This window comes from Pseudoalteromonas sp. PS1M3, from assembly GCF_016865405.1.
GTDB lineage: Bacteria > Pseudomonadota > Gammaproteobacteria > Enterobacterales > Alteromonadaceae > Pseudoalteromonas > Pseudoalteromonas marina.
Map to the genome: position 1 here is coordinate 2,582,487 of NZ_AP022624.1, position 14,767 is coordinate 2,597,253.

Consider the following 14,767-nt stretch of genomic DNA (forward strand, 5'->3'; position numbering starts at 1 on the left):
CAGAAACTAAAAGAAATGAAGAGGACATCGTAACTCATTGATTTTATTGGTAGCCCCTGCAGGAATCGAACCTGCAACTGCCCCTTAGGAGGGGGCCGTTATATCCATTTAACTAAGAGGCCACAGCGGTGTGCTAGGGTTAAATTATAACGGCATCTGGTTTTTTATATCAAGTTTTAAATCAAGTGGAATTTGAGTTAATTACTTGATAAATATATATCTTCTTTGCTTAGTACGTATTGCGGTATAAACTCTCGGCTGCTGGCCACTATTTGCTTGGTGTGGACATTTATAATGCGTGTATTAATTACAATACCGTTTTGCCTGTAGATTAAGGTGCCCGCGAGTATATGACTTGCCATATGATCTTCACTCAGCTTTTTGATATTTCGTGAAAACACAAAATCACCGCGTCTGTTTACGTCTATTGTGCTGGTGGTTTTAAAATCAACCACACTGTAACCAAACTTTTGTAATTGATGGATTAATGTTTCGGATATTTGGTTACCTAACTGGTTACTTTTATTGAGTGACGAGTCAAAATTTACCAATGTACTAACAGCAATATTAACCTGTGTATCGGATTCTGTGTCGTACTCTAGCGTGTCAACTAAGTCTAAAGCCACTTGCTCTACGTAATTAACGAGCGTTTTATGGTGCTTTACTGGCTTAAAGGGTTTTGACGCATCGTAATCATTGTTTGGTTGCACAGTTTGGTTGTGTGTTTGAGTATCGTAACTGCCATTTAATACATAGCTGGTACTTGCTTGCGTTGTTGTGTGCGAATTTGAATCATGCTCATGGTGATGCATTAGCGAGCAACCAGATAGAGCAACGACTAACCCAGCTAGTGATAATGTCCGTAAATTGGTGTTTAGTGTAAAGCGCATACTCACCTCACTCACTCGCTTGTTTTAGCATAATACCATCGGTACGGTAATTACCATTTAACGCATCAATAACTGATTGCGGTAAAAACCCTTGCGCCGAACCAACAACCGCTTTACTTGTTAAGCCAACAATTCGTGCATTGACTAAAACTCCGCCTTGGTGACTTACTAGCGTGCCTGCCAGTACGTATTGAAAGTTTTGCTCTGGGTCTAATTCAAGATAGTCTCGGCTAAAAACAAAGTCGCCGGTTTGTGTTACACGCACATAATCGGTGGTTTTAAAATCAATGACCGGTACACCAAAATTGTGAAGCTCATGCATAAAGCTTTCAGCAATTTGATTTCCTAATAAGCTACCATTACTGTAATCGTCGTCTAAAAATACAAAACTTGATACCGCTAGTGGTGTTTTATCATTTACGTATTGTAAGTTTTCGACCATGTCTTGCATTATTCCGCGCACATAGTGGTTTATGTTTTTATGCATTGGCGGCGTCGATTTTGTGTAGTTAGTTTGCTGAGCTAACCCCGACTGAAACATGTTATCGTGATTAACTGGAGCACTCACTTTGCGTTGGCTTGTTGCCAGTTGCGCTCCTTGGTTACTTTGCTCAACAGCTGGGTCGGCACTAGGGGTGTTCATAATTTGTGAACAACCAAAACCTAGTGGCAAACATAGCGTGATTAATAAGTTTCTCATTGTGTACTCCTCGTTAATATTCACTGCGATAGAGTGAGCCATCGCGCTGCTGAATTTTTTCATTTCCCCACATTACATTGATTGGGATCTCGGTACTGCCAGCAGATAAAACTTGCTTATTGCTAATGTTTACCATGCGCGCATTTACAATGTATGCATGCTGTTGACGTGTCACGGTGCCGGTGATTATAAGGTCAATATTTTGGCGCTCTCGTAACTGTTCTAAATTACGGGTCAGCGCGCTGTCGGCATTATGAGATAAGTGTAGGTTATTTGCTAAGCGATATTCGACCGTGTGATAACCCATTTGCGTCATTTTGGTTAATATACTTTCTTGTATTTGTTGGCTTAAGCCCGACGCTTGCTGCGTCATTAGCTTAGTGTCGAGCGCATCTGCAAAGTAAAAACTACTCACACCTATGCGAGTATTATTGCTTAATGGACCTTTTAAATGACTTAATTGCACAGTTAAGTTGTGTACATAGTCACTTACTGTATAAGGTGCCATCGCTGCTTTTGGGGCATATGTGCTTATACTTGGCTCGGGTTCAGGAATTAAACTGCACGCGGCCAAGTTAATTAATAATAAGGGTAGTAAAAGGCGCATAGTTGCCATCCTCTTGTGATCATACAAGAGACTAAGCAATTATTATGCCTAGAGGGTTGGTTGTGGTTTTTCCTGCGTATAATAGGTAACAAAACAATTAATTTTTTGCTGTTTTAATGCTTCGCAAGCGGTTGTTGCTTGTTTATTTGTTTTATATGCGCCTAACTTTAAACGATAAAACGTATTGGTTTTTATTACTTTAGTTTCAACATTAACAGCTAAATTAGTATCAAAAAACGTCGGTACTTTACGTTTTAAATTAGCCAGTGCCGTGTTTAATTTAGTTTTACTGTTAAATGCTGCTACTTGAATAGCGAAAAATGCCTGGTCGCTTTTTAAAATACTTTCTTTTGGAGTGGTTGTTTGAGCGTTGTTTGTTCCAGCCGTATTGGTTTCGTCAATGGCTTTTAAACGAGTAGTCAGCTTTGATAGCTGCCCTTCTAGCTCAAGCAGATCGTTAACTTTAGGCTCAACTGTTTTCCACTCATTTGCAGACTGTTTGAGCGCTTTTAAATCCTCGCTTGAAATAAGGACAGTGTTTGGTGTTGTTGAACTCGGTGGCGCTTTTTTATATGAAGTACACCCTGTTATAACGAGCAAAACCCCAATACAAAATAAAGTGTTTATAAATTCCTTTTTAATAACCATACTTTTTACCTACCACCCTTTTGATTATGGTCAGGTATTTTATGGATAAAAAAATTTTTAGCAAGTTTCTATTTTAACTACAGCTTTACAGGCTTATCTGTGTAGTTACTCACTATGCAGTCAAGCTTATACACTTTAAATACTTCGCAGTCTGCTTTGGCATTTTTTAGATTTTGGTACGAACCTAACTTAAGCCTGTAAAACGTTTTTTTGTTAATTTTTGCGGTTTCAACATTGGTCAGTATTTTTTTTCTGAATAAGGGGGCAGCTTTGGTGTTTAGCTCTTTCCACGCTTTTGCGATGTCTTTTTCTGAGTCAACCGATGCCACTTGCAGAGCAAAAATATGTCTAGGTGTATTAAGTTTAACTGTCTGCTTTTTATTTCTGTATTGATTAACGCTTTGGCTACGCGAACGAGCAGCTTGCTGATTGTGAATTGTGCGCGTGCTGTACGAGCTATTTGTAGGCTGATTAGATTGGGCTATTGCCTTACTGTTAATAATATCTATGTGATTAACAAGGTAGGTAATTTCTTTTTCTAGCTTTAAAATACGCTCTATACCCGCTCTGGCTTGCTGCCATTGCAATGCTGCATCTTTTAACTGAGCCAGCTCTAATGCAGTAATAGGTACATACTCAGGCGAATTAGTTTGTGTTTCTGGTGCTTGCACTAATTTAGCTTCAGGCGTAATAGAGCATGCTGTACCAAATAGCAGTATCAGCAGGCTTAAAAGTAATCCTGTTATTTTTTTGTTATTAGTTAACATTTAATCGCTGTCCTGAAAGCAGTGTAATCACACTTACATTTCAGTTAAACATCCTCTTTACAAAGCGTTTAACCTTACTTTAATTTTCGAGCCACACCCTAGCCCTTTACATAAATAAGCGTATTTAATTCAATAAGCTTATGTATTTTTGACTCCTCCATGAGAACACTTTTCAATACAATTTTAATGCCACTTAAACTAAACATTACAACATAAATTACATTATGTCTGTAAAGTAATCAAAACTATTCTAATTTTTACATTAAAAAAACAAGTTATGCAAAAACCAATAAAAAAAGCGCCTAATTAGGCGCTTTTTGCTGATTAAATGTAAACGGTTATACAAGTGTTTTAATAAACGTTTTTAACTCATCGGCAAATTCGTCACGACGAAGTGCAAACTCAATGGTTGCTTTTAAATAACCAATTTTACTACCACAATCGTGGCTTCGGCCTTTCATTGCGTAAGCATCCACTTTTTCGCTTTGCATAAGCATGGCAATAGCATCGGTCAGCTGAATTTCATCGCCAGCACCTTGCGGCGTTTTTGCAAGTAGCGGCCAAATATTTTCACTTAACACGTAACGCCCAACTACTGCTAGGTTTGAAGGTGCCTCGTCAACCGGTGGTTTTTCTACCATGCTAACAATTGGTGAGCTTTCACCCTGTGCTATTTCGGTGCCACCTAAGTCCACCACACCAAACTTATCTACTTCCTGCATTGGTACAGGCTCTACCATAATTTGGCTGTGCTTAGTTTGTTCAAAGTGAGCGATCATCTCTGCAAGGTTGTCTTTTTTAAGATCGCTTTCAACGTCGTCTATAATCACATCGGGTAAAATAACGACAAACGGTTCGTTACCAATAATTGGCGCGGCGCAATTAATAGCATGGCCTAGCCCTTTTGCTTCGCCTTGGCGAACGTGAATTATTGTTACGTCTTTAGGGCATATAGCTTGCACTTCGGCAAGCAATTGCCGCTTAACACGCTTTTCAAGCGTTGCTTCTAACTCAAAGCTGGTATCAAAGTGGTTTTCGATAGAGTTTTTACTTGAGTGCGTGACAAGTACTATTTCTTTTATGCCTGCGGCAACCGCTTCGTTTACTACGTATTGTATTAAAGGTCGGTCTACGACAGGAAGCATCTCTTTAGGGATTGCTTTTGTGGCTGGTAGCATGCGCGTACCAAGTCCCGCTACTGGGATCACTGCTTTCATGTTGTTTTCCTTAATCGGTTATTATACTGAAAATGGATATTGAATTGCGTCATGGCATTGATAGCCAGTTACTTCAAAATCGTCCCGGGTAACCCACGTTTCTATGTCTTCAAGTGACTTTATATTTGGATTAATTGTAAGTGTAGGCGATTCAAATGGTTCGCGCTTGAGCTGGACGTCGCGCATTAATTCGAGCTGATTTTCGTAAATATGAGCGTTAGCTATTTTATGATACGCCTTACCCGGTTTGTGGCCGGTAATCTGAGCGACCAATGCAAGCAATACAAAACATTGAATTTGATTAAAATTTAGCCCCAACGGCACATCGCAGCTGCGCTGATAAGATGTTAGGTAAAGCGTGTCACCTAATAGTGAAAACGTATGCGTGTGCATGCAAGGTCTTAAACAACCTAGTTCAAATTCACCTGGGTTATAAAACGTGATTATTTCACCACGATCATCAATACCATTTTTTAAATTGTTAATTACTTTAGCTAACTGATCGAGTGTTGAGCCATCAGGGCGTTGCCAGCCGCGGCCTTGGACGCCGTAAACGCGCCCCATATCGTCTTCACCTTTACGATTTGGGTTATTAAGCCAAGCTTGGTTATCGTTGGCATTAGCATCCCATGTTTTACAGCCAATTTCACGAAATTGTTCTGCGCTATCGTAGCCTCGTAAATAGCCAAGTAACTCTGCAATGGCCGCTTTATAGTAACTTTTACGCGTTGTGATCATCGGGAACTGATTGTTTGCTACATCATATTCTAAATCGGCGTTTATAACGGTTAAGCAACGTGTGCCTGTGCGTTTGTTTTCTACCCATTGACCTTCGTCAACGATACGCTGACATAATTTTAAATATTGTTTCATGCTTTTATTATGCCTTTGCTGCTGTTACTTGCTGCGGGTTTTTATAAGCCCAAATTAATAAACCTAAACCACCTATAATCATAGGCAGTGACAGTATTTGTCCCATAGAGATAAAGTCGGCAAATAAGCCTAGTTGTGCGTCTGGTTGGCGGAAGTATTCAATACCAAACCTAAACACACCGTAACCTAATAAAAATACACCGCCAACACTGCCCGCAGGGCGTGGCTTTTTAATAAACCATAGCATAATTAAGAATAAAACGAGCCCTTCAAAAAAGGCTTCGTATAACTGCGAAGGGTGGCGAGCAAGCGGCCCGCCGGTTGGAAATACCATAGCCCAAGGTACGTCTGATACACGCCCCCATAACTCACCATTTATAAAATTACCTATACGCCCTGCTAATAACCCCACTGGCACCAGTGGCGCTACAAAATCGCCAACTTGTAGCAGTGATTTTTTGCGTGTCCAAGAAAAAATAGCAACGGCTGTAATTACGCCCAGCGTACCTCCATGGAACGACATACCGCCCTGATCAATGCGGAATAAGTAAAGTGGGTTTTCTAAAAAATAGCTAAATTGGTAAAACAATACATAGCCAATACGACCACCAAGTATGACCCCTAACATGCCATAAAATAATAGATCACTTACCTGCTCTTTGGTCCAGCCAGAATTAGGCTTTGCCGCTTGACGATTTGCAAACCACATCGCAAATGCAAAACCAATTAAATACATCAATCCGTACCAACGTACGCTCAGTGGTCCAATCGAAAAAATAATTGGATCGATTTGAGGAAACTCAAGTGCCATAAAAATAAACCTTTAGCTAAAAACCATTTTAATTGCGATAACAACAAGCAGTACCGCAAAAACTTTCTTTATTGTATTAACAGGTAAATAATGAGTTGCTTTAGCCCCGTAAGGCGCCACAAACCACGACGTAATAACAATACCAAATAACGCAGGTAAATATACAAACCCTGCAAAACCATGTGCTAAGTCGGTCACCTTCCAACCCGCGCTAATGTAGCCAATAGAGCCAAATAAGGCAATTACAATGCCCGAAACGGCAGCGCAGCCAATGGCTTTTCTTATATCAATAGAAAAGTAATTGAGCATAGGCACAATTAACGCTCCACCACCAATACCAATCAAGCCCGATAAACCACCCATAATAGCGGAAATACACCCTAAAATAGGACCCGGTGGGAGCGGCTTAGTTGATGAGGGTTTATTACGTGATGATAGCGCCATTCTAGCTGCAATAAATACAACACTTACTGCAAATACACTACGAAGTAACTGCTCCGGTATTAAGCTTGCGGCAAAGCCACTAATTAAAGCCCCTACTGCTACACCAGCCATAACCCAAGGTGCAACATGCCAAGGCACATTATCATTTTTATGATGAGCCAATGCTGAAGACGTAGAAGTAAATAAAATAGAGGCCAAAGAGGTCGCAATCGAAATAACTACAACATGTTCTGCAGATGTAACATTAAATAAAATCAGCAATGTGCTCAGTGCAGGCACAATTATTAATCCGCCGCCAATACCTAATAATCCTGCTAAAAAACCAACAATACAGCCTAGTAGTGCGCAACATGCGACCAACAAACCTAAGTCATACATAGTTATCTCAAATGCCTTTTGAAGGCTTATATGTTAAAGGATTATAAAACGAATAGCATCTGCGTATTAAAATTAATTAAGTCAGTACTTTTTACTTTGGGGTATAAAATAGGTCACCTAAATTATGTTCTAACATAAAATTGCGCGTTAAACGCAGGACCTGTTTAGCTGTTGATTGTGCTAAACACTCGCTCAACAACTGCTCCATGTCGGCAACGCTCAAACGCCTAAGCACCCATTTTACCTTATTTAAAGACGATAAGTTCATACTCAATCGTCTGTAGCCCATTGCTATTAGCAATATGGCCCCTTCTGGGTCACCACCAAGTTCACCACATAAACTAAAGGGTAATTCGTAATTTTCACACTCACTGGCTATTTTACTTAAAACTCTGAGCACCCCGGGATGATAAGGATTAAAAAGCTCAGCAACACGCGCGTTGGCTCTATCTACTGCCAATAAATATTGTGTTAAATCGTTACTGCCTACTGAACAAAAATCTACTTTTTTAGACCATTCAGGCAACATAAACACACTGGAAGGCACCTCAAGCATAATACCAATATCGGGGCGATCTATTTGCTGCTCAGGAAAATGTTCGTTGAGTTCAAAATAAGCTTGTTCAAATAACCCTAATGCTTCATCTACTTCTTCAGTGCCGCTGATCATCGGCAGCATTATTTTTAAATTGCCTAAACCTATATTAGCCTTAAGCATTGCTTTGAGCTGATCCAAAAATAACTCGGGGTGATCAAGACTAATACGTATACCGCGCCAACCTAAAAATGGGTTTTCTTCGGTTATATTAAAATAGTCGAGCACTTTATCGCCGCCAATGTCGAGCGTTCGCATTACAACGGGATTTGGGTAATAACTAGTGAGCACTTCTCGATACCAATTCTCTTGCTCTAACTGAGAGGGAAACTGGCCTTTTTGCATAAACCACGCTTCAGTGCGGTATAAACCTACGCCGTCGCACACATGTGCGTTGTTTTGATCTATTTTTAGCTCTAGCCCGGCATTTAACAATAAACTGACGTGTTCGCCATCTAAAGTAATAGACTCATACTCTTGCTCTGCTAAAAAGCGATTATTTAAAAGGTTATCTTGATGTTGTAAGTCTGCATACTCATCTAATAACATCTGCGAGGGTGAGATATACAAGCGCCCTGCAAACGCATCTAAAATCATTGGCTTACCATCAAATTGAAGTAATGGTAAATCTTCTATCCCCCAAATAGCAGGGATCCCCATTGCGCGAGTCAAAATAGAAGCATGACTATTGGCAGAGCCATTAACACTAACAACCCCTGCTAAATACCCTTTTGGTACTTCAGCAAGCATGGCGGGAGTTAATGTATTAGCAATCAAAATAGTATTTGGGGGGTAATCTTTTATTGCGTGTTCAGTATTAACTAAGTGATGCAATACGCGTAAGCCTATGTCTTTAACATCAACAGCACGCTCTTTTATGTATGGGTCTTGCATCGCATTAAATTGCGAAATTAAACGCTCAATCACAATTTTAAGTGCGCTTTTTGCACACCATCCCTCGAGTAACTGAACCTCTACATTGTGACCTAAACTTTTAGCATCCAATAACTGTTGGTAAACATCAAATACGGCTAACGCCTCTTGAGGAATAGAGTCACTCAACGTCATCGAAAGCGTGTTAAATTCTTTTCGTGTGGCGGCCACCGCTTGAGTAAATAGCCGCCGTTGCTCTGTTACATCACTATTTTTTTGAAGCTCAATTGATTTAAAGTCAAGCTTTGGTAGAAGCACAAAAGCAGTACCTATACCTATACCCGGTGCACTGGATACACCTTTTAAAACGGATGTTTGATGAGATGACTCGTCTTGGCGAAGTACTTCTTTAATTTCGGCATGTGCCAATTGTGAAGCAAGCTGAGCAGAAAGCGTTATTAAAAATGATTCTTCATCTTGGCTGAAAACACGGGCCATTTTTTGTTGAACAACAATAACACCTAACACTTTTTTTTGATGTACCACAGGCACCGACAAAAAAGCATTATAGCCTTCTTCGTTTACCTCAGGAGAGAGCTTAAAGCGCGGGTGTGATTTAGCAAAGGCAATATTTATGGGCTCTTCGCGTTGAGCAACTAATCCTACTAAGCCTTCTGTAAAGCCAATTCTAAACTTACCAACCGCATCAGGATTTAACCCTTCGGTAGCCATAAGCACAAAATTGTCTTGGCTATAATCAGCAAAATAAATAGAGCAGCACTGGGTTTTCATGGCGTCTTTAACCATTTGCACAAAGCACACTAATGCAGTGTCTAAATTCGCTTGTTGCGATACAGACTCAGCAATAGACCTCAATGTTGCCAGCATGTCCTGCTCCTTTATTTTACTATAATGTTATTACCTTTTACTTCGCCAGTGGTCTTTATGTTGTTCTCTTTTATTAAAAGGCATAGCGAAAGGAGCAAACTCCTTCATTACACGTCGGTAAACATCCCGTTTAAACGACACAACCTGCCTTACAGGATACCAATAGCTCACCCAACGCCAGTCATCAAATTCTGGGTGATGAGTTTTAAGTAAGTTTACATCTTCGTCTTTACAACGAAGTTTCAGTAAAAACCATTTTTGTTTTTGCCCAATACACACCGGACTTGAGTCGCGACGAATTAATCGTTTGGGTAATTTATAGCGTAACCAATGTTTTGAACTTGCGACAATTTCTACATCTTCTGGTCGCAGTCCGACCTCTTCGTGTAATTCACGGTACATAGTTTGTTCTGGTGTTTCACCATCATCAACACCACCTTGGGGAAATTGCCAAGAGTGCTGACCGTAGCGCCTGGCCCAAAATACTTGTCCCTGATTATTGCAAATTACAATTCCGACATTGGCACGAAAACCTTCGGCATCAATCACCTTAGTGCCTCATTTGTAAGTCGATTTTTAATGATTGTTCCACATTAGCCGCAATACGGCAAACACTATTATAAGCGAGCCAGTGGGTAAGTGTAATTTACACTCAGCTCAGAGATGAAAATACTGAGATACGAGTAAAAAGATTTAAAAAAATGTATGAAAGCTATTGCAGTTATTATTTTGCTCTAGTTACTCACAGTTTGTGCATAACTTTTAAAAAACACGTTCATTTTGCAAACAAATCCACAATACAAGATCGAAAACGTGTTGTTCTCCACAGATTCTGTGGATAAACATGTTCATATAGTTGTATTTATCCCTGTAACTTTTATTACGCCCAATACAATCAATACTCGACAACAGAAAAAAGCCAAGTTAGTCAGCAACTTAACGAATTAGATGCAATTTTCACAATGTATAAAATTAACACACCCAACCACCGAACAAAAAACACACAACCCTAAAGATATCCACGGCTTAGCTGATTTGCTATCATGAGCATGGTATTTATTCAACTCAAATTAGTGCTATGCGTCCAACTAAACCACATTCAATTAATGACCTTATTCAACGTGTTAACAGTATTGCAGGCCTTACGCTTGGACAGCTTGCCGAGCAATATAACTTTAAAACCCCTGATGATTTATTAAGAGAAAAAGGCTGGACGGGTCAATTAATTGAGTACGTTTTAGGTGCAACCGCGGGTTCTAAACCCCTTCCTGACTTTGAGGATTTAGGTATTGAACTCAAAACGCTGCCTATTTCCTATAAGGGCAAACCTCTTGAAACCACCTTTGTATCGGTAACGCCACTAATAAACGTAACGGGCATGACATGGCACACTAGTGCGGTTCGTAAAAAGCTTAACCACGTTTTATGGCTTCCGGTTTTAAGCGAGCGAGATATAGCACCGTTTAATAGAACCATTGGCAGTGGCTTTTTATGGCAACCAACGCCTGAGCAGGACGCTAAACTACAACGAGACTGGGAAGAGCAAATGGAGCTTATTGCGCTTGGTAGGGTTGATGAAATATCAGGCCATTTAGGCGATGCAATGCAAATTCGTCCAAAAGCCGCTAATAGCAAAATTGTGACCGATGCCATTGGCCCAAACGGGCAAATAATTAAAACCCTCCCCCGTGGTTTTTACTTAAAAACCAGTTTTACAGGTGACATTTTAAAGCAGCAATTTCTGCTTTGATTAATCCTTGTCGACAACAAGGCTTAAATTTTCCATAAAACTTTTTAGGAAGTTTTAACACCATTAACGCCATATTAGTATCTCAAATTAATTGAGGATTCTTGTTAATTAGTGTTGTAGTTACTCAAAAAGCTTAAACAAAAAATCCCCGCAATGGCGAGGATTTTATAGCTTAAAATTTAAAATCAGCTTCTAAAAAATTACTGACCTTTAACTTCTTTTAAACCGTTGTACGGTGCTTTAGCGCCTAATTGCTCTTCAATACGAAGCAATTGGTTGTACTTAGCTACGCGGTCAGAACGACTTAATGAACCAGTTTTGATTTGACCTGCCGCAGTACCTACTGCTAAATCAGCAATTGTTGCATCTTCTGTTTCACCAGAACGGTGAGAGATAACAACAGTAAAGCCAGCGTCTTTCGCCATTTTAATAGCTGCTAACGTTTCAGTTAGTGAGCCGATTTGGTTAAACTTAATTAAGATTGAGTTAGCAATACCGTTGTCGATACCACGTTTTAAAATCTTAGTGTTAGTTACGAATAAATCATCACCTACTAACTGGATTTTATCGCCCATTAATTTAGTTTGGTGAGCAAATCCATCCCAATCAGACTCATCTAAGCCATCTTCAATTGAAACAATTGGGTATTGCTGAGTAAGCTCTTGTAAGAAGTAGTTAAATTCTTCAGACGTGAATTTTTTGCCTTCACCTTTAAGATCGTAGATGTTTGCTTCTTTGTCGTAAAACTCAGAGGCAGCACAATCCATTGCAAGCGTAATATCTTTACCTAACTCGTAACCTGCATTTGCTACTGCAACTTTAATTGCTGCAAGTGCTGCTTCGTTAGACTCAAGGTTTGGCGCAAAGCCACCTTCATCACCTACAGCTGTAGAGTGGCCATCTGCTTTAAGTACTTTTGCTAGGCTGTGGAAAACTTCTGCGCCCATACGTAGGCCTTCACGGAAGTTTGAAGCGCCAACAGGTTGGATCATAAATTCTTGAATATCTACAGAGTTATCTGCGTGTTCACCACCATTGATGATGTTCATCATTGGAAGTGGCATTGAATAAACACCCGGTGTGCCGTTTAAATCAGCAATGTGCTCGTATAGCTCTACTTTTTTAGACTGAGCTGCGGCTTTAGCTGTTGCTAGTGATACTGCTAAGATTGCATTTGCACCTAATTTTTCTTTGTTTTCAGTGCCGTCTAAATCTAGCATTACTTTATCAACTGCACTTTGGTTAAGTGCGTCTTGGCCAGCTAGCGCATCAGCAATTTCTTTATTGATGTAACCAACCGCGTTTAATACGCCTTTACCTAAGTAACGCGCTTTGTCACCATCACGTAACTCTAATGCTTCGCGAGTACCAGTAGATGCGCCAGAAGGTGCGGCCGCACGACCCCATGAGCCATCAGCTAAATGTACATCAGCTTCAACAGTTGGGTTACCACGCGAGTCCATGATTTCGCGACCAATTACTTTTACGATATTTGACATCTTGTTTCCTCTATATTCCCAAAATGGTGAGTTTTGTTTACTTTACTATGTTTTGCATAGTTTAGTCAGTCTTAAAACAAAAAAGCCGTGCAATATATGCACGGCTTTTATAAGTTACGACGACGCTTTTTGGTGGATATGCGCTGCTGCTACAAATCCTTCAAATAGCGGGTGACCATCACGTGGTGTTGACGTGAATTCCGGGTGGAACTGCGCGGCAATAAACCAAGGGTGATCTTTGTTTTCAATAATTTCTACTAGTTTTTTATCTTCAGATAAACCAGAGAATGTTAAACCTGCTTTTTCAAGTTGGTCTACAAAGTTGTTATTAACTTCATAACGGTGACGGTGACGTTCTACAATTTCGTCGCTACCGTAAACTTCGTGTACCTTAGAACCTGGTGCTAAGTGACATTTTTGAGCGCCTAAGCGCATTGTGCCACCAAGATCTGATTTCTCGTCACGAACTTCTACTTTACCTTCGGCGTCTAACCACTCAGTGATTAAACCTACAACAGGCGCTGCTGATTTAGCATTAAATTCTGTTGAGTTTGCATCGGTTAAGCCTGCAACATTACGTGCATACTCAATAAGCGCCACTTGCATACCTAAACAAATACCTAAGTAAGGCACTTTATTTTCACGTGCGTATTTAGCCGCTAAAATTTTACCTTCAACACCACGACCACCAAAACCGCCTGGTACTAAAATAGCATCAAGGTGAGAAAGCAGCTCTACACCTTTGCTTTCTAAGTCTTGTGAATCAACATATTCAATGTTGATAGTTAAACGGTTTTTAAGGCCCGCATGTTTTAAAGCTTCGTTAACCGACTTGTATGCATCGGGTAATTCAATGTATTTTCCAACCATACCAATGGTTACTTCACCCGTAGGGTTAGACTCTTGGTACAATACTTGTTCCCACTCAACTAAATCAGCTTCAGGTGCGTCTAAGTGGAAACGACGACATACAAAGTTGTCTAGTTCTTGTGATTTTAACAGTGCTGGAATTTTATAAATACTGTCTACATCGGGTAATGAAATTACCGCTTTTTCTTCTACATTGGTAAACAATGCAATTTTTGCACGCTCATTGTTAGGTAACTTACGGTCTGAACGACAAATTAGAATATCTGGCTGAATACCAACAGAGCGAAGTTCTTTAACTGAGTGCTGTGTTGGTTTTGTTTTCACTTCGCCTGCAGGGCCTAAGAAAGGCACTAACGTTAAGTGAATAAAGAGTGCGCGTTCGCGACCTATCTCTGTGCCCATTTGACGAATTGCTTCGATAAACGGTTGTGATTCTATATCACCTACTGTGCCACCAATTTCAACAATTGCTATGTCATGGCCTTCAGCGCCTTCGTAAACGCGCTGTTTAATATCGTTAGTGATATGAGGGATAACCTGAATAGTTGCGCCTAAGTATTCACCACGACGCTCGCGACGTAATACGTCTTCATATACGCGGCCTTGTGTGAAGTTATTTCGGCTAGTCATTTTGGTGCGAATAAAACGTTCGTAGTGACCTAAATCAAGATCAGTCTCTGCGCCGTCTTCTGTAACGTATACTTCACCGTGTTGAATTGGGCTCATTGTGCCTGGGTCAACGTTGATGTAAGGATCCAGCTTTAAAATAGTAACATTTAAGCCACGGGCTTCTAAAATAGCCGCCAACGATGCTGCTGCAATACCTTTACCCAACGAAGAAACAACCCCGCCAGTAACGAAGATAAATTTTGTACTCATGCGAACCCTAGAATATCAGGAATTAAAAGGAATATAACACCCAAAAAAATGGCTATGGGCATATCATCAAGACGGGGC

At 40.2% G+C, this 14,767-nt stretch carries 14 protein-coding genes and 1 tRNA gene; 1 reads left to right on the forward strand and 14 read right to left on the reverse strand.

Features of this window, described 5'->3' with window-relative positions:
- Nucleotides 1-47: 47 nt before the first annotated feature.
- From PS1M3_RS12020 to rppH, 12 genes are all read right to left on the reverse strand, one after another.
- Nucleotides 48-122 (reverse strand) — tRNA-Arg (locus PS1M3_RS12020).
- 75 nt (nt 123-197) lie between these two features.
- On the reverse strand, nt 198-890 hold the full coding sequence (locus PS1M3_RS12025) for a FlgO family outer membrane protein (RefSeq protein ID WP_203984432.1): 693 nt from the start codon (nt 888-890) through the stop codon (nt 198-200).
- Nucleotides 891-897: 7 nt separating this feature from the next.
- Nucleotides 898-1,590, reverse strand: a complete 693-nt coding sequence (locus PS1M3_RS12030; RefSeq protein WP_006792683.1) for a FlgO family outer membrane protein — start codon at nt 1,588-1,590, stop codon at nt 898-900.
- Between the two features lie 13 nt (nt 1,591-1,603).
- Nucleotides 1,604-2,197 carry a FlgO family outer membrane protein gene (locus tag PS1M3_RS12035; protein ID WP_010555877.1) on the reverse strand — a complete coding sequence of 198 codons (594 nt, stop codon included), beginning with the start codon at nt 2,195-2,197 and terminating at the stop codon, nt 1,604-1,606.
- A gap of 48 nt (nt 2,198-2,245) precedes the next feature.
- A complete protein-coding gene (locus PS1M3_RS12040; protein ID WP_008132699.1) occupies nt 2,246-2,845 on the reverse strand; it encodes an SPOR domain-containing protein in 600 nt (199 codons plus the stop codon).
- A gap of 77 nt (nt 2,846-2,922) precedes the next feature.
- On the reverse strand, nt 2,923-3,612 hold the full coding sequence (locus PS1M3_RS12045) for an SPOR domain-containing protein (RefSeq protein WP_008132700.1): 690 nt from the start codon (nt 3,610-3,612) through the stop codon (nt 2,923-2,925).
- 338 nt (nt 3,613-3,950) lie between these two features.
- The gene (gene galU / locus PS1M3_RS12050) at nt 3,951-4,829 is read right to left on the reverse strand and encodes a UTP--glucose-1-phosphate uridylyltransferase GalU (RefSeq protein ID WP_006792679.1); all 879 of its coding nucleotides are present in this window, start codon (nt 4,827-4,829) and stop codon (nt 3,951-3,953) included.
- A gap of 21 nt (nt 4,830-4,850) precedes the next feature.
- Nucleotides 4,851-5,702: a thymidylate synthase gene (locus tag PS1M3_RS12055; protein ID WP_006792678.1), complete on the reverse strand. Its 852-nt coding sequence runs from the start codon at nt 5,700-5,702 to the stop codon at nt 4,851-4,853.
- Between the two features lie 7 nt (nt 5,703-5,709).
- The gene (gene lgt / locus PS1M3_RS12060; RefSeq protein WP_008132732.1) at nt 5,710-6,513 is read right to left on the reverse strand and encodes a prolipoprotein diacylglyceryl transferase; all 804 of its coding nucleotides are present in this window, start codon (nt 6,511-6,513) and stop codon (nt 5,710-5,712) included.
- Nucleotides 6,514-6,525: 12 nt separating this feature from the next.
- Nucleotides 6,526-7,335: a sulfite exporter TauE/SafE family protein gene (locus PS1M3_RS12065; protein WP_006792676.1), complete on the reverse strand. Its 810-nt coding sequence runs from the start codon at nt 7,333-7,335 to the stop codon at nt 6,526-6,528.
- Between the two features lie 91 nt (nt 7,336-7,426).
- A complete protein-coding gene (ptsP, locus tag PS1M3_RS12070) occupies nt 7,427-9,691 on the reverse strand; it encodes a phosphoenolpyruvate--protein phosphotransferase (protein WP_008132734.1) in 2,265 nt (754 codons plus the stop codon).
- A 30-nt stretch (nt 9,692-9,721) separates the two neighbouring features.
- A complete protein-coding gene (rppH, locus tag PS1M3_RS12075) occupies nt 9,722-10,240 on the reverse strand; it encodes an RNA pyrophosphohydrolase (RefSeq protein WP_006792674.1) in 519 nt (172 codons plus the stop codon).
- 529 nt (nt 10,241-10,769) lie between these two features.
- Between rppH and mutH the strand changes: the two genes are divergently transcribed.
- Entirely contained in the window at nt 10,770-11,441 is a 672-nt protein-coding gene (mutH, locus tag PS1M3_RS12080; protein WP_008132736.1) for a DNA mismatch repair endonuclease MutH, read from the forward strand.
- 200 nt (nt 11,442-11,641) lie between these two features.
- Here mutH and eno read toward each other — a convergent pair whose 3' ends face one another.
- Nucleotides 11,642-12,940 carry a phosphopyruvate hydratase gene (gene eno, locus PS1M3_RS12085; RefSeq protein ID WP_203984436.1) on the reverse strand — a complete coding sequence of 433 codons (1,299 nt, stop codon included), beginning with the start codon at nt 12,938-12,940 and terminating at the stop codon, nt 11,642-11,644.
- A 114-nt stretch (nt 12,941-13,054) separates the two neighbouring features.
- Nucleotides 13,055-14,689, reverse strand: coding sequence for a CTP synthase (locus tag PS1M3_RS12090; RefSeq protein ID WP_006794157.1), 1,635 nt, complete (start codon nt 14,687-14,689; stop codon nt 13,055-13,057).
- Nucleotides 14,690-14,767: the final 78 nt, after the last annotated feature.